The 26,578-nt window shown below is 53.6% G+C and carries 23 protein-coding genes; 7 read left to right on the plus strand and 16 right to left on the minus strand.

Annotated elements, in window-relative coordinates; genetic code table 11:
- Window positions 1-30: 30 nt before the first annotated feature.
- Window positions 31-735, minus strand: coding sequence for a helix-hairpin-helix domain-containing protein (locus tag ACO08I_RS27820; RefSeq protein ID WP_282773772.1), 705 nt, complete (start codon window positions 733-735; stop codon window positions 31-33).
- Between the two features lie 1,349 nt (window positions 736-2,084).
- On the opposite strand from ACO08I_RS27820, the gene ltrA reads away from it, so the two are divergent.
- A complete protein-coding gene (gene ltrA, locus ACO08I_RS27825) occupies window positions 2,085-3,395 on the plus strand; it encodes a group II intron reverse transcriptase/maturase (protein ID WP_421947765.1) in 1,311 nt (436 codons plus the stop codon).
- Between the two features lie 164 nt (window positions 3,396-3,559).
- Here ltrA and ACO08I_RS27830 read toward each other — a convergent pair whose 3' ends face one another.
- Complete coding sequence (locus ACO08I_RS27830) at window positions 3,560-4,747, minus strand: aminopeptidase C (protein WP_044224278.1); 1,188 nt, start codon at window positions 4,745-4,747, stop codon at window positions 3,560-3,562.
- 100 nt (window positions 4,748-4,847) lie between these two features.
- The gene (locus tag ACO08I_RS27835; RefSeq protein ID WP_282775316.1) at window positions 4,848-5,663 is read right to left on the minus strand and encodes a hypothetical protein; all 816 of its coding nucleotides are present in this window, start codon (window positions 5,661-5,663) and stop codon (window positions 4,848-4,850) included.
- A gap of 225 nt (window positions 5,664-5,888) precedes the next feature.
- Here ACO08I_RS27835 and ACO08I_RS27840 point away from each other — a divergent pair, with 225 nt between their 5' ends.
- Window positions 5,889-7,394, plus strand: a complete 1,506-nt coding sequence (locus ACO08I_RS27840; protein ID WP_421947766.1) for a vWA domain-containing protein — start codon at window positions 5,889-5,891, stop codon at window positions 7,392-7,394.
- Here the strand turns inward: ACO08I_RS27840 and ACO08I_RS27845 are convergent.
- A complete protein-coding gene (locus tag ACO08I_RS27845) occupies window positions 7,391-9,358 on the minus strand; it encodes a PAS domain S-box protein (protein WP_421947767.1) in 1,968 nt (655 codons plus the stop codon). The two genes, ACO08I_RS27840 and ACO08I_RS27845, sit on opposite strands and share 4 nt — an antisense overlap.
- A gap of 218 nt (window positions 9,359-9,576) precedes the next feature.
- Between ACO08I_RS27845 and ACO08I_RS27850 the strand changes: the two genes are divergently transcribed.
- The gene (locus ACO08I_RS27850; protein WP_282775319.1) at window positions 9,577-9,840 is read left to right on the plus strand and encodes a thioredoxin family protein; all 264 of its coding nucleotides are present in this window, start codon (window positions 9,577-9,579) and stop codon (window positions 9,838-9,840) included.
- Between the two features lie 47 nt (window positions 9,841-9,887).
- The gene (locus ACO08I_RS27855) at window positions 9,888-10,244 is read left to right on the plus strand and encodes a response regulator (RefSeq protein WP_282775320.1); all 357 of its coding nucleotides are present in this window, start codon (window positions 9,888-9,890) and stop codon (window positions 10,242-10,244) included.
- Here the strand turns inward: ACO08I_RS27855 and ACO08I_RS27860 are convergent.
- A complete protein-coding gene (locus tag ACO08I_RS27860; protein WP_282775321.1) occupies window positions 10,241-10,711 on the minus strand; it encodes a nucleoside triphosphate pyrophosphohydrolase family protein in 471 nt (156 codons plus the stop codon). The genes ACO08I_RS27855 and ACO08I_RS27860 overlap by 4 nt on opposite strands.
- A gap of 176 nt (window positions 10,712-10,887) precedes the next feature.
- On the opposite strand from ACO08I_RS27860, the gene ACO08I_RS27865 reads away from it, so the two are divergent.
- Window positions 10,888-12,291 (plus strand): arginine decarboxylase, encoded by a 1,404-nt coding sequence (locus ACO08I_RS27865; protein ID WP_421947768.1) that lies wholly within the window; start codon window positions 10,888-10,890, stop codon window positions 12,289-12,291.
- Window positions 12,292-12,460: 169 nt separating this feature from the next.
- On the opposite strand, the gene ACO08I_RS27870 is transcribed toward ACO08I_RS27865, so the two are convergent.
- From ACO08I_RS27870 to uxuA, 8 genes are all read right to left on the minus strand, one after another.
- Window positions 12,461-14,113: a UxaA family hydrolase gene (locus tag ACO08I_RS27870; protein WP_421947769.1), complete on the minus strand. Its 1,653-nt coding sequence runs from the start codon at window positions 14,111-14,113 to the stop codon at window positions 12,461-12,463.
- A gap of 10 nt (window positions 14,114-14,123) precedes the next feature.
- Complete coding sequence (locus tag ACO08I_RS27875) at window positions 14,124-15,410, minus strand: TRAP transporter large permease (protein WP_282775324.1); 1,287 nt, start codon at window positions 15,408-15,410, stop codon at window positions 14,124-14,126.
- A gap of 9 nt (window positions 15,411-15,419) precedes the next feature.
- Window positions 15,420-15,887, minus strand: a complete 468-nt coding sequence (locus ACO08I_RS27880) for a TRAP transporter small permease (protein WP_282775325.1) — start codon at window positions 15,885-15,887, stop codon at window positions 15,420-15,422.
- A complete protein-coding gene (locus ACO08I_RS27885; RefSeq protein ID WP_421947770.1) occupies window positions 15,887-16,867 on the minus strand; it encodes a TRAP transporter substrate-binding protein in 981 nt (326 codons plus the stop codon). Before ACO08I_RS27885 ends, ACO08I_RS27880 begins: the two co-directional genes overlap by 1 nt.
- Window positions 16,864-17,541 carry a bifunctional 4-hydroxy-2-oxoglutarate aldolase/2-dehydro-3-deoxy-phosphogluconate aldolase gene (locus tag ACO08I_RS27890; RefSeq protein WP_282775327.1) on the minus strand — a complete coding sequence of 226 codons (678 nt, stop codon included), beginning with the start codon at window positions 17,539-17,541 and terminating at the stop codon, window positions 16,864-16,866. The genes ACO08I_RS27885 and ACO08I_RS27890 overlap by 4 nt, the downstream gene beginning before the upstream one ends.
- A gap of 99 nt (window positions 17,542-17,640) precedes the next feature.
- Window positions 17,641-18,678, minus strand: coding sequence for a PfkB family carbohydrate kinase (locus ACO08I_RS27895; protein ID WP_421947771.1), 1,038 nt, complete (start codon window positions 18,676-18,678; stop codon window positions 17,641-17,643).
- 14 nt (window positions 18,679-18,692) lie between these two features.
- A complete protein-coding gene (uxaC, locus tag ACO08I_RS27900) occupies window positions 18,693-20,117 on the minus strand; it encodes a glucuronate isomerase (RefSeq protein ID WP_421947772.1) in 1,425 nt (474 codons plus the stop codon).
- A 5-nt stretch (window positions 20,118-20,122) separates the two neighbouring features.
- A complete protein-coding gene (uxuA, locus tag ACO08I_RS27905; protein ID WP_421947773.1) occupies window positions 20,123-21,295 on the minus strand; it encodes a mannonate dehydratase in 1,173 nt (390 codons plus the stop codon).
- Between the two features lie 275 nt (window positions 21,296-21,570).
- Here uxuA and ACO08I_RS27910 point away from each other — a divergent pair, with 275 nt between their 5' ends.
- Both ACO08I_RS27910 and ACO08I_RS27915 read left to right on the plus strand, forming a co-directional pair.
- Window positions 21,571-23,247, plus strand: coding sequence for a methyltransferase domain-containing protein (locus tag ACO08I_RS27910; protein WP_421947774.1), 1,677 nt, complete (start codon window positions 21,571-21,573; stop codon window positions 23,245-23,247).
- Window positions 23,248-23,250: 3 nt separating this feature from the next.
- A complete protein-coding gene (locus tag ACO08I_RS27915) occupies window positions 23,251-24,198 on the plus strand; it encodes a LysR substrate-binding domain-containing protein (RefSeq protein ID WP_421947775.1) in 948 nt (315 codons plus the stop codon).
- Window positions 24,199-24,421: 223 nt separating this feature from the next.
- Here ACO08I_RS27915 and speD read toward each other — a convergent pair whose 3' ends face one another.
- From speD to ACO08I_RS27930, 3 genes are read right to left on the minus strand one after another with little or no spacing between them, the layout of a single operon-like run.
- Window positions 24,422-24,796, minus strand: coding sequence for an adenosylmethionine decarboxylase (speD, locus tag ACO08I_RS27920; protein ID WP_282775333.1), 375 nt, complete (start codon window positions 24,794-24,796; stop codon window positions 24,422-24,424).
- A gap of 28 nt (window positions 24,797-24,824) precedes the next feature.
- Entirely contained in the window at window positions 24,825-26,021 is a 1,197-nt protein-coding gene (locus ACO08I_RS27925) for a glutathionylspermidine synthase family protein (protein WP_282775334.1), read from the minus strand.
- Window positions 26,014-26,562 carry a hypothetical protein gene (locus ACO08I_RS27930; RefSeq protein WP_044224309.1) on the minus strand — a complete coding sequence of 183 codons (549 nt, stop codon included), beginning with the start codon at window positions 26,560-26,562 and terminating at the stop codon, window positions 26,014-26,016. Before ACO08I_RS27930 ends, ACO08I_RS27925 begins: the two co-directional genes overlap by 8 nt.
- Window positions 26,563-26,578 lie beyond the last annotated feature (16 nt).

Genomic DNA, 26,578 nt, shown 5'->3' on the forward strand with positions numbered 1-26,578 from the left:
CTTCTTTTCGTTCAGGAATACTGCGGGAAGTTACTTTTTGGTGCGCTTTCCGCCTTTGAGCTCCTTTTGAAGCAGCTCCAGTTTTTCCCATTCGCCAGCGTTCGCCAGTTTGGCCTGCTCCATCCAGGTTGCCGGATCGTGCATTTTGTAGCGAGGGCCAGCTGTGTTCAGTACTTCCTGGACTTTTGCCTTTTTTGCAGTGGCGAGGTCCTTGAATGTCTTGATGCCTGCTTCGGCCAGCAGGGTAGCGATTTTAGGGCCAATGCCTTCAATTTTTTTGAGGTCATCGGTTGCTGTCTTCTTTGCTGCAGTTTTCTTAGGCGCCGCTTTTTTGGCAGGTGCTGCCTTCTTGGCTGCCACTTTTACCGGTGCCGCTTTTTTGGCAGGCGCCGCTTTTTCAGCTTTGGCAGGAGCCGCCTTAGGCTGTTCTTCCAGCACTACTACAGAGTTTTCGATGCCAAAGTAAGGAGAAGGGATGTACCCGTCAGCCTGATGGTCATTTTCCCAGTACGCTTCGTCAATCAGGTAGCGGAACTGGTACTGACGGCCGGTTTCCAGCTCGAGTACGGCTTTGTACTCGTCCTTCGCGGCTTTCATTTTTGTAGCAGACTCCGGGCTCCAGTTGTTGAAGTCACCGAGAAGTTTTACTTCCTTAGCGCCGTTTACGGCGTGGGCAGGCAGGCTGAAGGTTACCTTGCAGGCTGGCTTAGTTTTCAGATACTGTTTCTTAAGCATGGTTATAAGTTTTTTGATAGTGTTTGGTTTACACTAAGGTGCAAAGCTATTACAAAAATAGCTTTAATTCAATGCCTGTACAAAGATAATTGCCTGATTATCAATAGCCGCTTGTCTGAGCTGGACAACAAAGGCATGGTCAGTAGAGGTAGGCTCGGAACAAAAAGTGCAGATTCTTAGCTTACTCCGTTTTCTTTTTTTAGGCGACCGCTCCTTTCCGAATTTACTACGGTTTTAAAAAAGTGGATTTAGCCCGGGCATTTCGGCCAAAAAATATTTTCTTATTTGGATTTTTTTTATTTAACTTTACAGTTGTCTTAACGACCCAAACGATAGTACACTACACAAAAACTCACCGGCTTCAAAGCCATTCCCTTTACCTACGACACTTAAAGGCTATTCATTTAGCCTCCTGTAATAGACTATACACCCTTGATTTTGCGGAAAAAGCGCCTAAAACCCAACACTACAGCGCTTACAGCCTGAGATGTAATTCCCCTGTGCCAATTGACGGGCTGTTGTTTTACGCAAATTATAATCCACCTGCTACTAGTTAAAACTGAAGCTGCAGCTGTTGTGCTGTAGCTACAGTGCCCGCGCATGCGTGCCATGCCGGTAAAAGTCAGTCCTGCCTACGGGTAAGGGGCTGCACCAAGAAGTATTCTGCCTGCTTAGCGGCGAGGCCAACAACGATCTGGAGCTGAACAATACTACTTAAACCTAAGAACTCCAGCAGACACTATGAAATAATTTTAGCCGCTAATTCACGGATGCCTGCCTTGCGCAGTGCATCCGTTTTTTATGTGTGCCCAGCATGGGCACAGACTCGGCGGTGCAAGTCCGCTATACGCTTGGCAGCGAGGAGTATTAGCCAAGAGCAAGGGTGTCCACCGTGAGGTGGAATCTGAAGGAAGCTGGCGGCAAAATCCTGACCTGACGGACAGAAATCGCATAGAAGGCCATTTGAGGTGGGTGAGTTTGCATAACAAAACGAAGCCCAACCGCTGCCCGGAATCTCAGGTGGTAAATGCGGCAGGTACATGGGATGAAGGTCTGTGTTCTTACCTGGGGAGATCTGTGACAGCCGGAGGCGGAGGTATGCGCGAATACTGATGCATAAGGCGGCAGAAGTCAGCAGAGGCCATAGGACCTGAACTTTTTTTTCAGGGAAGGGCCGAACATTGGAGAACAGCGTCGGAACTGTAAGGTTAGCACGAAGGCTAAGACGACAGCCAACCCGTTTTTTTTTGAGGCGGGCTCTTGCTGGAATATAGGGCGGAACCCGAAGGTAAGGCAAGAGAGTTGAGCCGAGTGCTGCATCGAGGACAGGCGCAAAGCGACAAGGACGAATGGTTACAGTAGAAAGCATCGTGAATGAACGCAACCTCTTGTCAGCGTGCCAACAGGTAATGCGAAACGGCGGCGCACCCGGCATAGACGGGATGCGCGCGGAGGATTTGTATCCCTACTTGGTGAAGGAATGGCAGTTTTTGCAATCCACAGTGCGTTCAGGGATGTACCGCCCCGAAGCAGTAAGACGGGTAGAAATACCGAAGTCAAGCGGCGGGACGAGGGAATTGGGGATACCGACCGTAATAGACCGGATGCTCCAACAAAGCATAGCGCAGGAGCTGGACAAGTACTACGACGGGGAGTTTTCAGCTACGAGTTATGGGTTCAGGAAAGGGCGCAATGCGCATGATGCGCTGGAACAGGCGGTAACCTATCTGAACGACGGATTGACGTACATCGTGGAAATCGACTTGGAGAAGTTCTTTGACCGGGTAAACCATGACCGTCTGATGAGCCGCCTGAGTAAACGGATAGAAGACAAAGAAGTACTGCGCCTGATTCGCCGCTACCTGACCTGCGGGGTTATGGAAAACGGGGTGAAACGGGCGAGCACGGAAGGTACGCCGCAAGGCGGCCCGCTAAGTCCGGCCCTGTCGAATATCGTACTAGACGAATTGGACAAGGAGCTGGAAAAGCGGGGGCTTCGATTTGTACGCTACGCGGACGACATCAGTATCTTTGTAGGCAGCCATCGGGCTGCCGAGCGAGTGTTGTCAGGGATATGCCAATGGATAGAAGACCGGCTGAAACTGCGGGTAAACAAGGACAAGAGCGGCATCCGCCGTCCGAGCAGTGGACAACTGTTAGGCTTTGGATTTTGGCACGGTAAAGGGGGCGAAATACGCCCCCGCATAAGTGGGAAATCCTACACCCGCCTGAAATATAAAATCAGGAGAGTGACAAGCCGGAGCTGGCCGATGAGTATGGGCGAACGGATAGCCAAGCTGTCACAGATAACCCGAGGTTGGATCAACTACTTTGGCCATGCAGATGCCAAAGGGCAGCTGCGGCGGATAGAGGAGTGGACACAGGCACGGCTACGGATGTGTATCTGGAAACAGTGGAAGCGAGTGCGCACACGGATAAGATCGCTACGCAAACTTGGAGTTAGCCAACAGAAATCCTATGAGTGGGGCAACACCCGCAAAGGATACTGGCGAACAGCCCACAGTCCCATCCTGCAAACAACCCTGACCTGTAAACGTCTGAAACAGAAAGGATACGTTCCCATAACAGAAATGTATACCTTTCGTCGTGAAACTTCAATGAACCGCCGTGATACGAGGCCCGTACGTCCGGTGGTGTGAGAGGACGAAAGTTAACCGCACCACCTTTGCGGTATCCGTAGGTATAAATGGTGGGTTAACTTTCTCCTACTCGATTCCAACCCACTGTAAAAGCTATGCCCCCACACCCACTCTGAAGTAAGGTGCAGGGGCATATTATCCGTTACAGGTAACCCGTATGGCGCTTACATGCTAAGCTTTTTGCGCAGGCTTGCCGGTATACCTTCCTTATGGAGCAGGAACGACAGGGTCTTGTAGCGCACGTAGTTTTTGCTCACGTACAGATAACCTTCATAATCATTGCCCGTGCCCCAGGAGTTCTTCACGAGGTACCACTCCTTGCCGTTTTGATCTTTGGAGATGCCCACAATCTGCATGCCGTGGTCATCCGTGGTGGTATAGTTGTCGTAAGCTTCCTGACGCATTTCCACTGTTATTGCAGCTTCCGGCTTAGGGCCATTGAAGAGTTGTTCCCGCTCTTCGGCAGCCATATCGGCGTAATCCTGCTCGGGCACAAACGCAATACCATTCTTCCAGGAGAAGTACTTCTCGCTTACATCTGCTGCCCAGGAAATGGAGTACCCATTCTTCAGGGCGTGGTCAATAATCGTGATCATGTCTTCCATAGCCACGTTGTACGACTCCCCGTAGGTCCAGTTGTCCGGTACCAGTATGACACACTTTTCGTATAGAGGGTGGTGAGACCAGCTTGTGACCTGCACATAGTCCCCGGCCTCTACGCCCACAACTTCCTCTGCAAAGGACTTCGGGGTGTAGGTCTTGCCCATGTACTCAAACGACTCCGGGTGTTCGCCCAGGTAAACATCCAGGACCTTATTGTAGGCTTCTTTCCAGACCGGAGAAAGTCGTTTGTTCTTATTCGCAATGACGGCATCAAGCATCCCCTTGAGAATGGCTTCCATTTCTCCGTGGCGGTTGTAATCGTAACCGTAGTTCAGGCCGGCGTAGGCAGACTGAGGCACAGCGCCGTACTTGCCGTACATATCGATCACATCCGGCAAGGCACCGCCCTGCCCGAAGTTCAGGTTGCCATGCAGGCGCACATAGCGGTCGGCTTTTTCTTCGTAGGTATTGCGCACGGTGAACATCTCCGCCAGGTCTACCGGTTCTTTGCCCATGCGGATCATTTCGGACTCCAGAAAGGAGTTAGAGCTGTAGCTCCAACAGGTGCCGGATGCGCCCTGATTTTTCACAGAGGTGCGCTCCAGGTCCACCACAGGTGTCCACTGGAAGCCGGCTTTGGCATTTTCACTTTGATTATCTTTTACCTTGTTGATGAGGTCTACCTGAGCGCCCGCAGGCAGAGCCAGCAGAAAGGCGAACAGGATAATCAGGATTGGATTGAGCTTCATGATTTATCTTTTGATGTTTCGGCGAAAAATAAGGAAATCTGCCGAAAAGACCTATGCATTTGCTTACCCCGCCCGCCTGTAAGCATCCGCTGCGGCTTGCTTATGCTACTGCTTCCACCTCTTCTGACAAGGGGACTTTCGATTCCAAATCACATTCTTCATGCATGACAATGGTTGCGGCTACAGCTGCAATGAGCGGGGCGACCACCGGGCCCAGTACCGGCACCCAGAAAAGCAACCGGACTACGATGCCGATTGCGAGGTTGATGCCCAGGTTCTCTTTGGCTTGTTTAAAGCTTTCATTTATGCTCAGGCCGTACTGTTCCTGATAGTTGTCCACTACCGAAAAGCCAAGGAAGAAGGCCTCAATCACAAAAAGAAATCCCGGTTTCAGGAAGTCCAGGAATTCAAAAACCCCGAAGAAAATCTTGACCGGTATGGCCACGAGCAGTGTCATTAGCCAGGCAAATCCACTGACGATCAGCATACGGATCTGCGCATTTAGAAAATCGCCAAATGCGGCCTTGCTGTCCCTGCCTGCAATAAGCCGGAGCGTCTGACGGGAGGCATGGAAAATGATGACTTCCAGTAACACCAGCATCAGGAAGCGGCTACCGCTGTCCGTCAGAAAGCCGATACTGTTGTCGTAAAGATTTTGGGCAAAAGAGGTCACTCCGGAAAAAGACAGCGCTATGGCATTCTCGTTGAAGCCTTCGAAGAATTCCAGGGCATCGCCAATCATATTGAGCCCTACAAGGATAGCCACGAAAGTAAGGATACGGGAAAACCAGCCATAAGTCCAGAATCCTTCCCACACACGCTCTTTGAGAATAAACCGCACGGCAGCCGGAAAACTTACTACCGTATACCGGAATTGCTCTGCCTCTTCTTTATAGTCGATGTCTTTCCACTTCATGGTGCCGGGTTTGAAAGAAGTGTAAATTACAGAACAATCGGTCAACAAAAAAAGGTTTTCGCTGAAAGTGGCACGCTTTTGGACCAACAACCCAACCCTTTTGGGCCGGGCATACGACTAACACCATATACCTGTTACTGATGGCCTGCCTTAAGTACCGCAAGGGGCGTTTCAGGCCATAGGCTGCGAGGCAATTCATCAACAGCAAACTAAACCGAAACCATTATGCATAAGTATCTTGTATTATTTCTGACCACCGCCCTGCTTTTGGGTTGCTCCTTAGACGAAAGCGATGAGCCCGGGCGGTACAGCGACAGTACCCTTGTAAACGGTATTAACGGAGCAGGAGGGCCCTACATTAATTATGATGTGACGGGAGAGCAGTACGCCGAAATCATTGAAAACCCCTTTATCGCCACTGCCGACGAGCCCACTTCCACTTTTTCCATCGATGCAGACGGCGCTTCCTACAGCAATGCCCGCCGTTTTCTGAACGATGGCATTATGCCGCCCCCGGATGCTCTGCGCACCGAGGAGCTCATCAATTACTTCGACTACGACTACCCTCAGCCTGAGGGCCCGCACCCGATTGGGCTAAACGGAGAAGTCAGTCGTTGCCCCTGGGCGCCGGCCCATAAACTAATCCGCATTGGCATAAAGGGGCAGACTATTGAAGAAGAAGATATCCCGCCTTCCAACCTGGTTTTTCTGATTGACGTTTCGGGCTCTATGGGCAGCGTAAGAAAACTGCCACTTTTGCAGGAAGCCTTCAAGCTGCTGGCACAGGAGCTTACTGCGGAAGACCGGGTCGCTATTGTTACCTATGCCGGACAGGCAGGGGTGGCTTTGCCTTCCACGGCAGGGGATCAGACCGAGACAATTATCAACGCCATCGAAGGGCTGACCTCCGGTGGCAGCACTGCGGGCGCTGATGGCATCAATACAGCTTACGAAATTGCCCTGGAAAACTACATTGAAGAAGGCAATAACCGGGTAATACTGGCTACCGATGGCGATTTCAATGTGGGGCCATCGAGTACAGAGGAATTGGTACAACTCATTGAAGAGAAGCGGGAGCAGGGCGTTTTCCTTACCGTCCTGGGCTTCGGTACCGGCAATTTGAACGATCAGCTCATGGAGCAAATCGCCAATAACGGCAATGGCACTTACGAATACATCGACAATCAGCAACAGGCGGAGAAAGTCCTGGTGGAAGAGCTCGGCAAGCTCTACACAGTAGCCAGGGATGTTAAAGTCCAGGTCACCTTCAACACAAATCTGGTGGAAGCCTACCGTTTGATTGGGTACGAAAACCGTTTGCTCGACAACGAAGACTTTGAAGACGATGAGGCAGACGGAGGGGAGATCGGTTCCGGGCAAGCCATTACAGCACTTTACGAAATTAAGCCGGCCGGTGGCGGTGGGAGCAGCTTTGGCGTACCTGCTTTCACCATTGAATTCCGATACAAAGACCTCACTTCGGACGTCAGCCAACTGATGTCCTTAGAGATCCCCGATCAAAATGCGTCCTTTGATCAAGCCTCCGAGCATATGCGGTTTGCGGCCGGGGTAGCCAGTTTTGGGCTGCTGATGCGGGATTCAGAATACAAAGGGCAGACCAGCTATGATCAGATTTATGACTGGTGCTCCGGCGCAATGACCTACGACCCGGGCGGGTACCGGCAGGAATTGCTGGATCTCATTGAAAAAGCGAATGAACTGAGTGACTAATCGTCTATGGGCACTTCAAAGAAAAAAGTAGTGCCCTTGCCTTCTACGCTTTCAAAATCGATGCTGCCACCCAGGAGCTCCAGATAACGGTGCACGATATTCAGGCCCAGCCCGGTACCCTGTATATTGACGGCATTATCGGCCCGGAAGAAGCGGCTGAACAAGTGTTTTTGGTCGCTCTCCGGGATGCCGATGCCCTCGTCCCGCACCCGGACTTTAAGGGTACCCTGTTCAAGCCGGGCTGTCAGCCACACAGTCGTGCCGGGATCGGAGTATTTGATGGCATTCGACAGGAGGTTGAGCATGATATTTTTGAGGATTTTTTTATCGATCATCACTTCCTCGTCCAGGCCCTCAAAGTCCCGGACTACGCTTTGTTCTTTTTTCAAAAGGACATGCACATCATCAACGGACTCTTCGAGCAATTCCGGCAGGCTGACCGGAGAAGGTACGTTGCTGATTTTACCCTCTTCCAGTTTGCTCAGGGAAAGGAAATCGCCCAGTATGCCGGTCAGGTTAGTCACGGCAGACTGAATACGGCGCAGGTGTTTTTCGCGTTTGGGCTGTTGGGCAGTATCCGTGTATAGCTTGATCAGTTCAGAGGAAGAGGCAATGGTCGTAAGGGGCGTACGGAATTCGTGTGAAGCCATAGAGACGAATCGCGATTTGAGTTCGCTCAGTTCTTTTTCCCGTTCGAGGGCTTTGCGCAATTCCTCTTCGTTTTGTTTCAGGGCTTCCTCTGCAGCTCGTCTTTCCTTAATTTGTTCCTCCAGCTTGAGGTTGGACTGAAGGAGTTTGTTGACCACCTCGGTCAGCTTTTCCGTTCGTTCTTCGACTTTTTGCTCCAGCTCCCGGTTAAGGTTGATGATTTCTTCTTTGGCCTTATGTTCTTCGGTAAGGTCGTGGATAACGCCGGTAAACAGCAGTCCGACCTCTGTTTCAATGCGGCTGACCCCAAGCCTGAATGGGAAGAGTTCACCGTTTTTGCGTTTTCCCTGTACCTCCCGGCCCACGCCGATAATTTGCCCTTCGCCGGTAGCCATATAGTTTTGCAGGTAGCCATCGTGGGCACTGCGGTGGGGCTCTGGCATGAGCATATTGATGTTTTGGCCCAGCATTTCTTCAGCGCCGTAACCGAAAAGCAGGCTAGTGGCCTCGTTGGTCATCTGAATCCGGCCCCTGTTATCAATGATGATGATGCCGTCTACAGCATTTCCAATAATGGCTTCCAGGGTATTCCGGCTCTCCTTGAGGGCGCGTGCATTTACATTTTGCTGGGTGATATCCTGCAGGAGGACCAGGATGATGCTCTCGTCCAATGCAGGGATAAGGCTTGTGGTCGCTTTCAGGCAGACCGGGTAGCCATCAGGGGGTTTCAGGTTGACCTGAAAGGACTGCTCTTCGTCCAGGCGGATACCCGAGAGCCGGGTTTTAAGTTTTTGGCTCAGGAGGCTGTCCGGGCGCAGCACCTCTTCTTCTGAGGCCACCTGTATAAGGTCGAGCAGCCGCTGATTGCAGGTGAGCGGCTTTTGCTGGTCCACGTTATAAACCAAGAGCCCTGTAGGGATCCACTCAAACATATGGCGGTAGAGGTCCAGTCCTTTGGTCAGGGAGTCACGAAGATGAAGGACAAGAAAATAAAGGCCTTGTTCTTTTTCCCATCCGCCCCTGAGGGTAAAGGCAACAGAATGAGCGCCATCTTTGTGCTGTATGGTGGTAAGTCCATGTTGTTCCTGCACCGAAAAGACTTCAGGGATATCCAGAGCAGGTATGAAATCGCGGATATTTTTATCCTTCACGGATTGGGCGTCCACCCCGAGAATACGGGCAGCAGAGGCATCTACGCCAAGGATGCTCCCATCCGGGCGTACGGTAGCCAGGCCACTGATTTGCTGGCTCATAAAGCGCTCAAACAGCAGGGGCGAAGGCAGGGAAGGTTGATTATGATTGGGTATATCTGACATTTATGGTTAAGCGTTACCGGTGCGTAAATATAAACGCCTGCGGGTAAAAAGCCAATACCGGAGCATTTTATATCAGAAACTGTTGTCGGTGGCGGTGTCCGGAATCAAGCTTGCCGAAGGGGGCAGGCTGATATAATTCAAATACCTGCCTGACTTATGTCATAAGTACCGTACGGCCTTTTTGTGCACCTTGCTGCCAGATTAAAAACCGAAGGAGCATGAATAAGATATTAGTACTAGGCTTGGGCAACAGTCGGCACCGGCAGCTTTTCCGGCAGCTGGAAGACATTGTCCGGGAGCTGGACCTGACTGCTCCGATAGAACAGGTCATGGATGTAGAGACGATCCTGGCATCAGGCGTCAGTTCCATACCTGCCATTATTGTGAACGGCAAGGTCTTTTTTGACGGTAAAACCAATCCGACGCGAGCAGAACTCCGACGCCTTTTTTTGAGCGTTTTAGCCAGCCCCAGTGAGCAATAGCCACAGGGGCATACTTCCATTTTTCAATTTGGCCACAAAGGAGTTCAATGAAGAAAATATTGCTGGTAGAAGACACGCCTACGATCCGGGAAAACCTCGCCGAGTACCTGGAACTAAGTGGCCATGATGTAGTGGTGGCAACCAACGGGCAGGAGGGCTGGGCTTTCCTGCAGGCGGAACAGCCGGACCTCGTCATCTGCGATGTGAAAATGCCGTTACTCAACGGATTCGAAATTAAAGAACGCGCCAATCAGGACGACGCGCTTAAAGACATTCCCTTTATCTTCCTGTCTGCAGCGGCTCAGAAAACGGATATTGCCAGAGGGCAAAGCCTTGGAGCGATTGCTTATCTGACCAAGCCTTTTGATATGAAGGACCTGCTGAGCTGGGTGAACAAAATTTAACGGCTTAATATAGCATGCAAGTCAGCGGGAGAATAGGCAACGGACTTCAGGGTCTTGTTGTCTTCCTTCCGGTAGACCAGAAAGCGCCCGTCTTCCTCCACGACATAGCTGTCGAAGCCACGCTCGGTTTTATAGTAGGCCATCGTCTGCTCCGCTTCCTCCCGGGTGCTGCAGGCCTTGCTCATATTTGAACGCTGCACCTCCTCAAACAGGGCTTTGAACTTATCCGCCAGCCCAAATTCCAGGATGGCTCCCGAAAGTACGTACTGAATGTCACAAAGCGCATCGGCGATTTCCGTAAGGTCGCGGTCAGCTATAGCCTGTTCCAGCTCCCTGACTTCTTCTGCCAGCAGGCTGACCCGGAGCCTGCAGCGGGTTTCATCCGGAATAGTGGGCTGAGGCTCTATGGGGTGCTTAAAAGTACGGTGAAAGGCAGCAACCTGCCGTAGTGCGTCTGGGTGGTCCATATCGTCTGATTTTGCCCAAAAGTATTATTTTTCGGGCAACTTTCCGGAGCGCCCTGACTAATCTCCGAATATTAGTTTGGCTTTGAAAACAATTAATAGGCTTTCACGCTTCCATATTGGCGCAAGTCGACTAATTTTGCGCTGTTTTTTGTCCAATTATCATTAAACCAGAAGCATTGGCTGCAACCAACCGATACTTTGACCTCATCGATCAGACCTTCTACTTCCCGCAGGAGGGCTTTGATCTGGAAGATGGCAACCTGTTATTCAACGGGGTCCCGCTTCGTTACCTCATTCAGAAATACGGCACGCCGCTCAAGCTGACGTATCTGCCCAAGATTGGCTCACAGATCAAAAAAGCCCGGAATATGTTTACCCGGGCTATGAAGGCAATGGGCTACCGCGGCAAGTATCACTACTGCTACTGTACCAAAAGCAGCCACTTCAGCCATGTGCTCAATGAAGTGCTGCGGCATGGCGTGGAGATAGAAACGTCCTCGGCATTTGATATTGACCTCATCCGCCGCCTGCACAAGAGGGGCAGGCTACAGAAGGAAACCACCATCGTATGCAATGGCTTTAAAACCCGGGGCTACCTGGAGCGCATCGCCGCCCTTATTAATGATGGCTTTGAGAATGTGATCCCGGTTTGCGATAATATGGCAGAGCTGGATTTCTACGAGCAGCATGTGAAAGGGGTTTGCAAGATCGGCCTGCGCGTGGCTACAGAAGAGGAGCCCAACTTTGAGTTTTACACCTCCCGCCTCGGCATCCGGCACGCGGACGTCCTGCGCTTTTTTGAGGAACGCGTTAAGAACAACGATAAGTTCCAGCTCAAAATGCTCCACTTTTTTGTGGACACGGGCATCAAGGACTCCCTTTACTACTGGGGCGAACTGAAGAAAGCCATCAAATTGTACTGCGAGCTGAAGCGCAACAGTCAGGACCTCAAAGCTATCAATATCGGTGGGGGAATGCCCATCCGCAATTCTCTGGGCTTTGAGTTCGATTACAAATACATGGTCAAGGAAATCGTAGGCCTCATTTCACAGGCCTGCGAGGAAGAGGAAATCCCGGAGCCGGATATCTTCACCGAATTTGGGAAGTATACGGTAGGGGAGAGCGGCGCGACCATCTTCTCTGTCCTCGGTCAAAAGCTACAGAACGATTCCGAGATGTGGTACATGATCGACAACTCCCTCATGACTACGCTGCCCGACACCTGGGGCATCAGCGAGCGGTTCATCCTCCTGCCCATCAACAAATGGTACAACGACTACCGACGGGTAAACATCGGAGGGCTGAGCTGCGACAATTCCGACTACTACAACTCTGAGGTGCACGAAAGCCAGGTTTACCTGCCGGCCTTCTCTTCCACCGATGAGGAGCCGCTTTACCTGGGCTTCTTCCACACCGGAGCCTATCAGGATTCGATCAGCGGGTACGGTGGCATTAAGCATTGCCTGATCCCTTCGCCCAAGCATATTTTGGTGTACAAGGACGATCAGGGGAATCTCGTGGACGAGCTCTATCAGGCGGAGCAAAGCCCGGAAGCTATGCTGAAAATCCTGGGCTACTAGCAGCCTGTCGGAGATGTGCTGATGCGGCGAGAGCGAGCAAATATTGTTCTGAACAAGGCGCGAAGAAGGAACATAGCCTGAGCTACGTGACTGATGAGCAACGAAGTGCAGAATAATATTTGCCGTTCGCAGACCATTGAGCGCCTCTCCGACAGGCTGCTAGAGAAATTTACAATGAAACGCCCCGCTTCCAGGGGATAAAGTCGTCCTGTTGCAGCTGCATGGCTTTCGGGTCTGTTTCCCCGTTGGCTACCTCGATGATGAGCTCCAGCAGGGCTTCGCCTTTTGACACCAGGTTGTCTTCACCGGTGATGATGGTGCCCGCATCGATATCGATCAGGTCAGGCATACGCCTGGCTAGTGCCGTATTTGTAGACATTTTGAGGGTGGGCGCTACGGGGTTGCCGGTGGGGGTGCCCAGCCCGGTGGTAAATACAATGATATTCGCTCCGGAGCCAGCCAGGCCGGTGGTGCTTTCCACATCATTACCGGGCGTGCAAAGCAGGTTTAGGCCTGGAGTGACCGCCTGCTCCGTATAGTCGAGCACCGCTGTGACCGGTGAGGAGCCTCCTTTCTTCGCTGCCCCTGCGGACTTGATCGCGTCTGTGATCAACCCATCCCGGATATTGCCCGGTGAGGGGTTCATATCAAAACCGGACCCCACCTCTGCTGCCCGGCGGGCGTAGGTTTGCATAAGGTCGTAAAACTTTTGTGCGGTCTGCTCATCCCGGCAGCGGTTCAGCAGCTCCTGTTCCACACCGTTCAGTTCCGGAAATTCAGACAGAATAGCGGTACCGCCCAGGGCTACCAGGATATCTGAGGCATGCCCAAGCGCCGGATTGGCAGAAATACCGGAGAAGCCGTCTGAGCCGCCGCACTCCAGCCCAAGGGTGAGTTTACTCAACGGTGCGGGCTCCCGCCGGGCTTTGTTAGCCTGAATCAGGCCCACGAAAGTTTGCTTAACGGCTTCGGCTATGAAGTGCCGTTCGGACTGACTTTGCTGTTGCTCAAGGATAAAAAGCGGGCGGTTGTAATGAGGCGCAATGCGTTGCAGGGCTTCCCGGAGGTGCGCGGCCTGTGCATGCTGACAACCCAGGCTCAACACCGTTGCACCGGCTACATTGGGGTGGGCAATGTAGCCAGCCAGCAACTGACAGAGTGCTGTTGCATCCTCCCGTGTACCACCACAGCCTGCCTGATGCGTCAGAAACTTAATGCCATCCACCTGAGGAAACACCCGGTCTTCCTTCAGGGCAGCCCCTTCCCGGATGATCTCCTCCTGCAGCAGAGCGGCTTCACTGGCCCCCGACCGGTAGGCTTCCACGAGGCGGCGGGTGTCTACGGCAAACTGACGCTCCGTTACGTAGCCCAGTTCTGCCGTCATAGCTTCCCGTATGACCTGTATGTTTCGGTTTTCACAAAAAACCAGCGGAATGACCAGCCAGAAATTACGGGTGCCGACCCGCCCGTCTTCCCGGTGGAATCCCCGGAAGGTCCGCCCTTCAAAGCGGGAAATGTCCGGTTTTTCCCATTCGGCCGAACGTTCTGCCATGGTGAATGCTTCGGCAGCGTGTACCAGGTTTTCCGTTGTGATTTTCCCACCCGCAGGAATATCCCGGGTAGCCTTACCCACAAGTACACCGTACATATATACTGCTTCGCCGGCTGATAGTGGCTGCAGGGTGAATTTGTGCTTGGCGGCAATGGGTTCTGCCAGCTTAACTGGCCCTGTGGGGGTATCCAGTTGTTGGGCTTCAGCGAGGTCACGCAGGGCGACGCCCACATTATCTTTCGGATGGATGATCAAAAACGGGTCGTGCATTTTAGTTTTTTTAGTAGCCAAATACTTCGGGCAGCCACAGGGACAGCCCCGGTACATAGGTGACAATGAGCAGGGCCACAATCATGGCAATAAACAGCGGCAGCAGTGGTTTGACGACTTTCTGAATGCTTGTGCCGGCTACACCGACGCCCACAAACAACACCGACCCCACCGGAGGCGTGCACAGCCCAATCGAGAGGTTCAGTACCATGATGATCCCGAAGTGGACCGGGTCCATACCCATTTCCTGCACCACCGGCAGGAAGATGGGCGTGAAGATGAGCACCGCCGGCGTCATGTCCATAAATACGCCCACAAACAGCAGGATCAAATTGATAATCAGGAGGATCACCACCGGGCTGTCGCTCACCGATAGCAGCAGTGCGGTAATCTGCTGGGGGATATTCTCAAATGCCATAATCCAGGACATGCTCATGGATGTACCAATAAGCAGCATCACAATCGCTGTGGTACTGACCGCGTGCAGCAGAATGTCCGGCATGTCAGTTACCTTAAACTCCCGGTACCAGAAGCCCAGGACAAGGCAGTACAGGACTGCCACGGCAGAAGCCTCAGTTGCTGTAAAAACACCCACCACAATTCCCCCGATTACAATAACCAATAGTAGTAAGCTGGGCAGGGCATCCAGAAAAGTCCGGGCAACTTCCCGCAGCTGACTCCGTTCGCCCACGGGGTAGCCTTTCCGTTTGGCCCAGACCCCAGCGACAATCATGAGGAACAGACCGGTGAGGATTCCCGGCAGGTACCCGGCCAGGAAAAGTGCCGCAATCGAAGCCCCTCCGCTGGCCAGGGAATAAACAATCAGGATATTACTGGGCGGAATCGTCATGCCTGTGGTCGCCGAAGTGATATTCACAGCCGCACCAAAGGATTTGTCATAGCCCTCATCTTCCATACGCTTGCCCATAAAACCACCAATGGCAGAGGCCGCAGCTACAGCTGAGCCGGAGATCGCCCCAAAGAGCATAGCAGCAATGATATTCACATGTGCCAGCCCCCCGGGCAGGGAGCCCACCAGAGTCTTGGCAAAATCAATTAGCCTTCGGGCAATCCCGCCCCGGTTCATCAGCTGTCCGGCGAGGATAAAAAACGGGATAGCCAGCAGGGCAAAGCTGTCGAGCCCTGTGGCCATACGCTGAGCCACAGTAGTGAAAGCCGGCATAGCCGGTATGCTCACCAGCATGGTGAACAGGCTGGAAATACCAATACTCCAGGCAATGGGAACCCCAATGCCCAGCAAAATCAGAAAGGATAAGACCAGAATAAGGACTTCCATAGGGTGTATTTAGGCCTGAGCTTCGGTTGGGGCACCGCGCTCAGCGAGTTTGTAATAGATGATGAGCAGCCCGCTCACAGGGACAACGCTGTAGACCACAGAAAGCGGCACCTGCAGGGCAGCTGAATATTGCCCGAGCTTGTAGGTGATGTAGACCAGACGCGCCCCACCAGCCACCAAAACCGTGGCGGCAAAGCCTGCCACCAGCAGGCGGATGGCCCACTGCAGCCGCTGTTTAGCTGCGCCTTCCAGTCGTTCCGGCAGGATATCAATAGCCAGGTGCTGATTTTGCCCGGCTACATAAGCTGCGCCCAGCAACCCGATCCAGATCAGCAGAAAGCGGGCCAGCTCCTCTGTCCAGGGGCTTTGCGAGCCCATAATGTATCGGGTGAAGACCCCCCAAAGCACATCTACGGTCATGACAGCCATGAGCAAGGCCAGGAAATAGCCTACATACTTATTGATGTTGTTTCGCATTACTGTACGGCTTGAATTTGCTGAATCAGTTCGTAAATTTCGGCGTCATCCTTGTAGCGCTCGTAGATGTCTTCCACGCGTGCTGCAAAGGGAGACTTATCGGGGTAGTTGATTTGCACACCCGCGGCTTTGACCGCATCAAGGGCTTCCTGCTCTGAGGCGGCCCAGACTTTCCGCTGGTATTCTACGGAAGCATCCGCTGCTTCCTGCAGCCAGGTTTGTTCCTGTGCGGTCAGGCGCTCCCAGGTATTGGTGCCGATCAGCATCACATCGGGTACGGTGCTGTGCTCATCAATGGAGTAGTACTTGCAAACCTCATAGTGGCGGGAAGTATAAAAGCTGGGCGGGTTATTCTCCGCTCCGTCCACTACGCCCTGCTGCAGTGCAGTGTACAATTCACCAAAGGAAATTGGGGTAGGGGCGCCGCCCAGTGCCTTGACCATTTGCATGGCGGTCTGACTGTTCATCACGCGGACCTTCAGCCCATCGAGGTCATCCGGCGAATTAATAGGACGGTCTTTGGTATAGAAACTCCGGCTGCCGGCGTCGTAAAAACAAACACCCCGGAGCCAGTAGTTCTGGGCTTCCAGCAGAAGGCCTTTGCCGATAGGGCCGTTTAAGACCGCCCAGGCATGTTCGTCGTCCCGGAACAGATAAGGCAGGCCGAGCACCTTCATCCGGGGCGCAAAATTCTCCAAAACCGCAGCCGATACTTTTGTCATGCCCAGGCTGCCAATCTGCAGCAACTCCAGGCACTGCCGCTCGGAGCCCAGTTGGCCACTGGGGTAAATGTCGATGCGCATCTGCCCGTTGGACCGCTCTGCAACCTGCTCAGCAAAATAGACCATGCCCTTGTGTACAGGATGGGAAATATCCAGCCCATGCGCCAGTTTGATGGCGGTCACGGCGTCTTGCTGGCTACAACCACTAATAAAGATCAACGCAACCGGGAGTAGTATTAATTGGAGGAATAGCTTCATGTCTGCTTCGGCTTTACTTCCTGAATGGTGTCGAGGGTGGCCCTGACATCGGCGGTCAGTTGGTCAAAGTCCCCGCGTTTGAGCACCGATTGGGTAATCAGCTTGGAGCCCATGCCCACGCAGGTCACCCCGGCATCAAACCAGGACTTTAGGTTGTCCGGATCGGGCGAGACGCCACCGGTAGGCATAATGCTGGTCCAGGGGCAGGGGCCTTTGATGGCTTTCACAAAGCCCGGCCCGAGGGTGCTGCCCGGGAAAACCTTTACAATCTCAGCCCCCAGTTCTTCCGCCCTTGCAATCTCCGTAAGGCTGCCACAGCCGGGCGACCAGAGGACCTTCCGCCGGTTGCAAACGATGGCAATATCTTCCCGTAGTACCGGGGTGACGACAAAGTTCGCGCCCAGTTGCAGGTACAAACTGGCGGTGCCGGCGTCCGTCACCGAGCCCACGCCCAGCATCATGCCCGGCAATTCCTTAAGGGCATATTTATTGAGCTCCTGAAAAACCTCATGGGCGAAGTCGCCCCGGTTGGTGAATTCCAGTATGCGGGCACCGCCATCGTAGCAGGCTTTGAGCACCTTTTTGCACAACTCGGTGTCCTTATGGTAGAACAGAGGCACCAGGCCGGTCTCTGCCATCGTCACTGCTACTTCAATTCTTGAATATCTGGCCATGAAAGGTTTGTTTTTTTTCGTCACTTACAAAAGAGTTTGGTCGCGCACGGGGCGCAACCAAACAACCAAAGTAGTGTATGAAACATAATTCTTTTCCGCTTAGCGGCTCACCCGCCCGGAGGCATCTCCCTGCATCAGTTTTTCGACCTCCTCTACCGTCACCAGGTTCGCATCTCCATAAATGGTATGCTTAAGGCAGGAGGCCGCTACCGCGAAGTCGAGCGCCCGCTGATCATCATCCGGATACGTCAGCAACCCGTAAATCAGGCCGCCCATAAAGCTGTCGCCACCACCTACGCGGTCCACGATATCCGTAATTTGGTAAGTCGGCGCTTCGAAGAGGGTTTTCCCATCGTACAGCACACCAGACCAGGTATTGTGGGAGGCGCTAATAGAGCCCCGCAGGGTAATAATCGCTTTTTTGCACCGTGGGAAACGCTCCATCAGCTGCTGGCAAACCGAGGTATATGCCTGTGCATCAATGGTATCCCCTTTAGTGACGTCCACGCCTTCGGGCTCGATTCCAAAGTGTTTTTCGGCATCTTCCTCGTTGCCCAGGATGACATCACAGCCTGCCACCAGGTCGGGCATGACCTCAGCGGGCTTTTTGCCGTATTTCCATAAGTTTTTTCTGTAATTCAGGTCTGTAGAGACCATAATGCCCATGCGGTTGGCCGCCTGTACGGCTTCCAGGCAGGCATCGGCCGCGCCCTGAGAGATGGCCGGGGTGATGCCGGTCCAGTGGAACCACTGCGCATCCTGAAAGACTGTTTCCCAGTCAATCATGCCTTTTTCGATAGTAGCCATACCGGAGTGAGCCCGGTCGTAGACCACCTTGCTGCCGCGGGCCACCGCACCAATTTCCAGAAAATAAACGCCCAGCCGTTCACCTCCGCGGGCAATATGCTGCGTGCCTACATTGCGCTTACGCATTTCCATCAGGGCACACTCCCCAATATCATTGTCCGGCAGTCGGGTGACAAACTCAGTCGGGAGCCCGTAATTGGCCAGAGAAACGGCCACATTCGACTCTCCACCACCGTAGATCACTTCAAAGGAACTGGCCTGAGACAAGCGCCGGTAGCCGGGAGGCGTCAGGCGCAGCATGATTTCACCAAAGGTGACGATCTTTTTCATTTGATTTAGCAACTTTAAAATTTAAAGTAATTTTTCGCATTGTGGTAGCAGATATCCGCTACGATTTTGCCCAGCCACTCGACGTCATTGGGCAATTGTCCGTTGTGGACATCCCTGCCAATCAGGTTGCAAAGGATGCGCCGGAAGTATTCGTGGCGTGGGAAGGACAAGAAGCTGCGGCTATCTGTGAGCATGCCGATGAAGCAGCTGAGCAGACCAAGGTTGGACAGTGCATTCATCTGCTTTTCCATACCGTCTTTCTGATCAAGGAACCACCAGCCGGAGCCAAACTGCATCTTTCCGCGCACGCTGCCATCGTTGAAGTTCCCCGACATCGTGGCAAAGATTTCATTATCCGCCGGATTGAGGTTGTAGAGAATAGTCCGGGGCAACTGATCATCGCGGTCCAGGGTATCAAACAGGCGGGACAGCCCCTGCGCCTGCTTCCAGTCGCCCATGCTGTCGAAGCCCGTGTCCGGCCCCAGTTGTTGCATCATCCGGGAACTGTTGTTGCGCAGGGCGCCCAGGTGCAGTTGCCACACCCATCCCTTCTGATGATAGAGCTTGCCCAGTTCGGTCAGCACGGCCGTACGGTATTTGGCGCAAGCCTCCGCAGACACCTCCCTGCCGGCACGTTTGCCGGCAAAAGCCTGCCGGGCTTCTGCCATCGTCCACTCCACTGCATCCACGCACTCCAGCCCATGATCGGCCAGGCGGCAGCCCCGGTCGTGGAAATACTGAATGCGTGATTCGAGCACAGACATCAGCTGATCCAGGGTCTGAATATCTGCACCCGCAACCGCTTCCAGTTGGTTGATATAGTCGTTAAAGGTTGTTTTTTCAATCAGGATGGCTTTATCGGGGCGGAAGGCCGGCAGCATGCGCAAATCACCGTCAGCGTCTGCCATTTGCTCGTGGTGAGCCAGGTCGTCCACGGGGTCATCCGTAGTGCAGACCAGCTCTACGTTTTGCTGCCTGAGCAATCCACGGGCGCTGTGGGAAGCCTGTTGCAACTGTTGAGTGGTGGTATCGTAGATTTCATCTGCCACATCCGGATGGAGCAGGTCGGTCACCCCGAAGTAGCGCTGCAGCTCCAGGTGGGTCCAGTGGTAAAGCGGGTTGCGCATGGTGTAGGGCACGGTTTTTGCCCAGGCCCGGAACTTCTCCCGGTCCGGCGCATCACCGGTGATAAAGCGCTCATCCACGCCGAGGGTCCGCATGGCCCGCCATTTGTAGTGGTCTCCGTCCAGCCAAACCTTGGTGATATTGGCAAACTGTGCATCTTTGGCGATGGCATCCGGTGGCAGGTGGTTATGGTAGTCGATGATGGGTTGTACCTTGGCGTAGTCGTGGTACAGCGCACAGGCGACCTGATTTTCCAGCAGGAAATCTTCGTTTAGAAAAGGCTTGATTCGCTGTTGCGTAATGGTGGATGACATCTGCGCTAATGGTTTAAAGTTTGCAATAATCCATACTCCAGCCCCCGGAGTTCGGCCAGTCCCCTGAGGCGCCCGATGGCAGAATAGCCGGGGTTGACCTTTTTGCTGAGGTCATCCAGCATCTGATGCCCGTGGTCCGGGCGCATCGGAATGGAGCGCTCCCGGCTTTGCTGCAGCCGGACAATTTTTTTCATTACTTCGTACATATTTGTGCTTCCCGCAAGATGGTCATCTTCGTAGAAACTGCCGTCCTGCTCTCTCCGCACATTCCGGAGGTGGAAAAAGTGGATGCGTTGGCCAAACTGCTCAATCATAGCCGGGAGGTCATTATCTGCCCGGGCACCATAGGAACCGGTGCAGAAGCAAAGCCCATTGTTGGGGTGGTCTACGCCCGCCAGAATCGCTGCTGCATCCTCCGCTGTGCTCACAATACGGGGCAGGCCAAGGATGGGAAAGGGTGGGTCATCAGGATGTATGGCCAGAAAAACGCCCGCCTCAGCCGCTGTTGGTGTAATGGCGCTCAGGAAGTCAATCAGGTTTTGCCGGTATTCCTGTGGCTTAATATCCTGATACAGGGCGACCTTACGGCGCAGGGCTGCGAGATCATAGCCTTCATCTGTGCCCGGGAGCCCGGCAATGAGGGTATTGATCAGCTCCTCTTTTTCGGTAGCTTTCATTTGCCCGAAGTAGCCTCTGGCCCGCTGCAGCTGTCTGCTGTTGTAATGTTGTACTGCCTTAGGCCGCTCCAGCAGGAAGAGGTCGAATGCGGCAAGCGCAGTGGCATCGTAGCGCAGGGCACGGGAACCATCTGCCACTTTGTAATGCAAGTCGGTACGGGTCCAGTCGAGGACCGGCATGAAGTTGTAGGTCACCACCGGAATGCCACAGGCCCCCAGGTTGCGCAGGGTTTGCTGGTAGTTTTCGGTATAGCGTTTCCAGTCGCCGGTTTTGCGCTTGACCTCATCGTGCACGGGCACGCTTTCCACGACCGACCAGGTCAGCCCGGCGGCCTCAATCTTTGCCTGATGGGCCCGAATGGCTTCCACCGGCCACACTTCACCAATCGGGATGTGGTGCAGGGCACTCACAATACCGGTTGCTCCGGCCTGCCTGATATCCGAAAGGCTTACCGGGTCCTGATCACCAAACCATCGCCAGGTTTGTTCCAACTGCTTCATGGGTGCATTTTAGGAATGTGATATTTGTTACTTTCTTAGGGGTCCGTCCTATCTTTACCTGTAACCTTACGGATAAAGATAAAGACTCTAAATTTACAGCTTAGCAGCTTTTGCCTTGATAATGCCCAAAACCCGCCCGATGGTTGGTTTTGTTCCTCATCAAAGCAAAATCCAATTGAAAAACTTATTTTTCGAGAAGCCCTTACCAGACGAAGCTTAAACTTTGAAAGGGATTTCCTATTAGTTAGGTAAATAAATGATCAAAAAGCAGTTTAATGTCAGCAGTGCGATTTAGAGTAGGCGGTGTACCGGAACATTTCAATTACCCGTGGTATATGGCGGGCGGGGATCATCCTAAATTTGAGTGGGTGGTACAGCCCGGCGGCACCGGTGCCATGTGCGAAGGGCTGCGGAGTGGTGCATTGGATATTGCCCTTCTGTTGACGGAAGGCGCGGTCGCTGACCTGCACAAGGGCAACCCCAGCCAAATTATAGGGACCTACGTGTCCAGCCCACTCACCTGGGGCATACATGTTGCGGCTGGCAGCCCTTATCAGTCGGTGGAAGACCTGGAGGGCAAAGTCTTTGGCATCAGCCGGTACACTTCCGGTTCTCACCTGATGGCTTACGTCAACGCCCGGCAGCTGGACTGGGATACGAGCGCGCTGCAGTTTGAGGTGGTCGGTAATTTCGAAGGGGCCCGCCAAGCCATGCAGGAGGGCCGCATTGATGCCTTCATGTGGGAAAAATACACCACCAAGCCTACTGTGGACAGCGGAGAATGGCGCCGCCCGGGCGTATGCGTGACGCCCTGGCCCTGCTTTGTACTCGTGGCCCGGGAGGAGATTATTGAACAGTATCAGCCCGAACTGCTGGAGCTTATGCATGATATCCGGCAGCGACTGGATCATACGGACCGGACGGAAAAACTGAGGTTCATCAGTGATCATTTTAAATTGCAGCCCGAAGACGTAGCCGATTGGTATGGTCAGACCACATGGAGCTGCGCCCCGGCGATTGCAGCCTCGGAACTGGATAAAGTACAGGGCGACCTGCAGGCCTTGGGTATTATCGAAGACCCGGTCTCACCCCGTCAGCTTTGCGCCCCATTCGTAACCTTTGAGGAAGAAAACCTGTCCTCTGTGATGTACAACTGGCGGGTGGACAGCGTCTACAAAAAACTGGAGGAGGAAGGCCTGGAGGATGGACCACTTCAGCTAAGCGATCTGCTCGGGCTCGGGCACCTGGACCAATACCACTACCTTGGAGCTGAAGCTTGTTATGAGGTGGCGGAAGCATTGAGTTTGGAAGACAGCGACTATGTCTACGATGTCGGCAGCGGGGTAGGGGGTACCGCCAGGGTACTGGCCGATTGCAGCGGCTGCCGCGTAATGGGTGTGGAATTACAACCGGAGCTATGCCGTTTGTCTACGGAGCTGACCCGGAGGGCAGGGCTTTCAGACAAGGTGGAATTCCGGGCAGGCGATCTGCTGAATTACGATTGGGAAGGAACATTCGACCACTTCATTTCCCTCCTGGTCTTCCTGCATGTGCCGGACCGGGCCAAGGTGCTGGCGCATTGCCACAAAGCCCTGAAACCCGGCGGGCGGTTTTTTATTGAGGACTTTGTAGTCCGTAACCCCCTGAGTAGCGGGGAAGCCCGGCAGCTAAAGGAAACAGTGAGCGCTCAATCTGTCAGTAACACGGAGGTGTACCTTCAGGCATTGGAGCAGGCGGGCTTCACAGATTTAGAAGTCGTAGAAATGGACACCCTTTGGCGGGAATGGACCAAAAAGCGGTTTGATGAATTCAAAGACAATCAGGAAGCCCACCGTTCATTCTACGGGGAGGCTCTTTTTGAGAACCGCCTGTCTTTTTATCAAACGATTGCTGATCTATTCGCCGGGGGCAATCTCGGAGGCGTCCGGATTACCGGGCGTAAGAAACTTTAAATAATGACACTGACCCAATTAGAGTACATCGTCGCCGTAGACAATGAAAAGAGCTTTGCAAAAGCAGCCAAATCCTGCCGGGTGACGCAGCCAACCCTCAGCATGCAGGTGAAGAAACTGGAGGAAGACCTCGGTGTACTGCTTTTCGACCGCTCCAAGAAGCCCATTTTGACTACGGACATCGGGCAGCGCATCGTCAGTCAGGCCCGGACCATCATCCGGGAAACGAGCCGCATACCGGAATTAATCCGGGAGGAACAGGAAATGGTGAAAGGCGAGCTTAGGGTGGGCGTTATCCCGACCCTTGGCCCTTATCTGCTGCCGATGTTCCTGCCCCACTTTATGCAGGCCTATCCAGATGTTCAGCTTCATATTCAGGAGTTGCTGTCGCACGAAATCATGGACCGCCTCAAAGCCGACCAACTTGATGTGGGCTTGCTGGTCACGCCCATCCGCTCCGATGGCTTCACGGAAATTCCGCTGTTTTACGAGACCTTTGTGGTGTACATGTCCACCTCCCATCCGCTGACGGATAAGGACCGGATTGATTTCGAGGACCTCAACATAGAGGACATGTGGTTGCTGCAGGAGGGGCACTGTTTCCGCTCTCAGGTCGTCAACATCTGCAGTGAGCAGCAGGAACAGCATACGCAACGGGGGTTACGCTTTGAGAGTGGCAGCCTGGAGACCCTCCGCCGTATTGTGGAGCGGCAGTATGGCTACACCCTGCTGCCGGAACTGGCCACCCTGGAGCTATCCGAAGAACTGTACAACAAGCACGTCCGCACCTTCCGCAATCCGCAACCGGTACGGGAAGTCAGTATTGTCCTGAGGCGCAGTTTTATGAAGCGCCGGCTGGTTGACCTCCTGCAAAAAGCCATTTTGGAGGCCGTACCGGATATTCTGAAGAATAGCAAGCGTGGAAGGAAGGTAGAGTGGGAGGGGTATTGATTCAGACTGTGTTGGGAATTCGCTTTTGGAGCGAATGTAGTCAAATTTTATTCTGAACAAGTCTTTGATCCCGACATTCATCGTCGGGGGCGCGATGAAGAAGCATAGCCTGAGCTAAGCGACTGACCTGCCCGCCGTACAAGACTATGGCAGGCGGGAGAGCAACGAAGTGCAGGATAAAATTTGGCAAATGCAGCCCAAAGGGTGAAATCCCAACACAGTCTTACAACCCTTTCCCCCGTTCGTACAGCTTCCAGTCCGCCGTTTCCGCCCGGAAAGCCTGAATAAGGTATTCAATACCTGCCTCCAGGTCAATCTCCCCGCAGGTGAAAATATCAACCGCAGCGTACCGGTGCTCCGGCCAGGTGTGGAGCGTCAGGTGGCTCTCCTGAATAATGACGACCCCGGAAATACCGTAGGGCGAGAATTGATGAAAATTGGAAGTCACCACCGTTGCTCCCATAAGTTCTGCAGCGGCTTTCAGAAACTCTTCCAGCTCACCTTCCGCCTTGAGGAGCTCCGCCGGGCATTGGTAGAGCTCGAGCAGTACGTGTCTGCCCAGAGCTTGAGTAACGGGAAGTTGGATAGGCCGGGTCATAAGGCTTGGTGGTTTTTTTCGGATGAAGTCAGGTCGAAATATAATGGCCGATAAATTCAGCATCATCATCAACGATGAGGCCATCCTGCCGCCGGAAACAAAGCGCACAAGCTTCTCCGCCCGCAATGTAAACGCTGGGCTGATAGCGGTCGCCATCACTGTCTACATTAAACGGAGCAAGTTGCTGATAAATGCGTGGCAGGTCGCCATAGTCGCCATCGTTTTCCGCAATGGACTGCGGGCTGCCATCAAACAGGCGCACGTTGTCACCAGTCCGGCCGTAGATGGGCTTTTCCGCATAGCGGTGGTCCGGGAAATCCGCCACGCTCCGGCTCGCCTTTAGCATAGCCGGGTGCAATCCGCCTAATTCCTCCAGCAGCGGCAGCAGGGCTTTGGACTGCAGCAGCATACTGTAAGCCGGATTGAGAATGACGCACAGGTCGCGCTTAATGATTTGCGTAAGCAGGCCCATCAGCTCCGGCTCCTCGTAGGCAATAAACTCCCAGGGCGCCATTTTAAATACAAAATCGTAGCGGAGGTATTCGTCGGGCTCGACTTCCAGGAAGATGCCCTCTTCTTCTGAGAAAATGACTTCCTCCATTGGTGCGCGGTGGACCTCTTCAAATCCCGCTTGCTTTGCCGCCATTTCAATGACATCGAGGTTGAGCCAGTCTTCTTCGTGCCCCAGCCCGATAAGCAGCAGGTTGGCGGGCCGGTTAGGATAGCGCTGCAGGATTTTTTGCAGCCCCTTCACCAGTCCGGTACGCAGGTGGTTCCATTGCCGTGCATTTTTGCGTTCGCGCCTCGGGAGCAACTCCAGCATCATCGGCTGCACGCTGAGGGTTTCGGGCATAAGTGAGAGGGTATCCCCGTTGAATTCCAGCATTTTCAGGGGCACGTCGTCCAGCCCGCCTGCGAAGTCAAAGCGGCCGACCAGGTGATTGCCCCATTCGCGCCTCAGGGAGTAGTCGACGGCTTCCACGGCATTCGCAGGGATACCGGCAGCTTCCCATAGCTCGCGCTCGCCAACTTTCCGGATGGCGAGCAACAGGCGTTCGTACAGCTCACCGGCCGGTTGGCTGAAGGCAGCGATCTCGTTATCAGCTAACCGGAGCAGCTCCGGAGCGAAGTAGTCGTGGTTGTCCCCTTCGATAAACCACTCCAGGCCTCGTTTGCGCAGCTGCTTCGGGCTGAGCCGCCCTGTTTCGGTCAGGCGCCTATCCACCGGACGAACGGGTTGAGCGGGAACCTCCGTAGCCAGACTTCCCTTTGGAAGGGCGGGAAGAAGTGGTGCGGGAAGTCGCATTGCGGAAGCGGGTGCCAGTGGTGCTGCTCACCCGCTGATAAGTGGACTGGTTGACATACGCACTGGGGCGGGGGCGGAAGCTGCTCCGGCTCCGGCCCAGCATATAGCCCATCATGCCGTAGGAGACGATGCTGAACATGGAACTATGCCGCCGGTAATGATGGTGACGGTGATGTGTGGTATCCTGTGCCGCCTGCGCCAAGGTACTGTCGTTCATCATTTGCTGCATTTCACTCAGCGGAATGGTGTCTGTGGTATTGTCGGCGTATTTGGCGATGATGGCGCTGGCGCTTTTGCTTTCCACCATTTGTTCGTCCTCGATCTTGAATTCGCCTTCGCTGACCTCCCGCACGGTGGTCACAATACCGGCGTCCTGATCAACGCGCTGAGCGCCGCCGCATCCGGAAAGGATAAGCGCTAACATCAGGGCACTGGCAAAGGCAGTAGTATGTTTTCTCATATTTTCAGGTATAGGG

Origin of the sequence: Phaeodactylibacter xiamenensis, from assembly GCF_965229835.1 — a bacterium.
Classification (GTDB): Bacteria; Bacteroidota; Bacteroidia; order Chitinophagales; family Saprospiraceae; genus Phaeodactylibacter; species Phaeodactylibacter xiamenensis.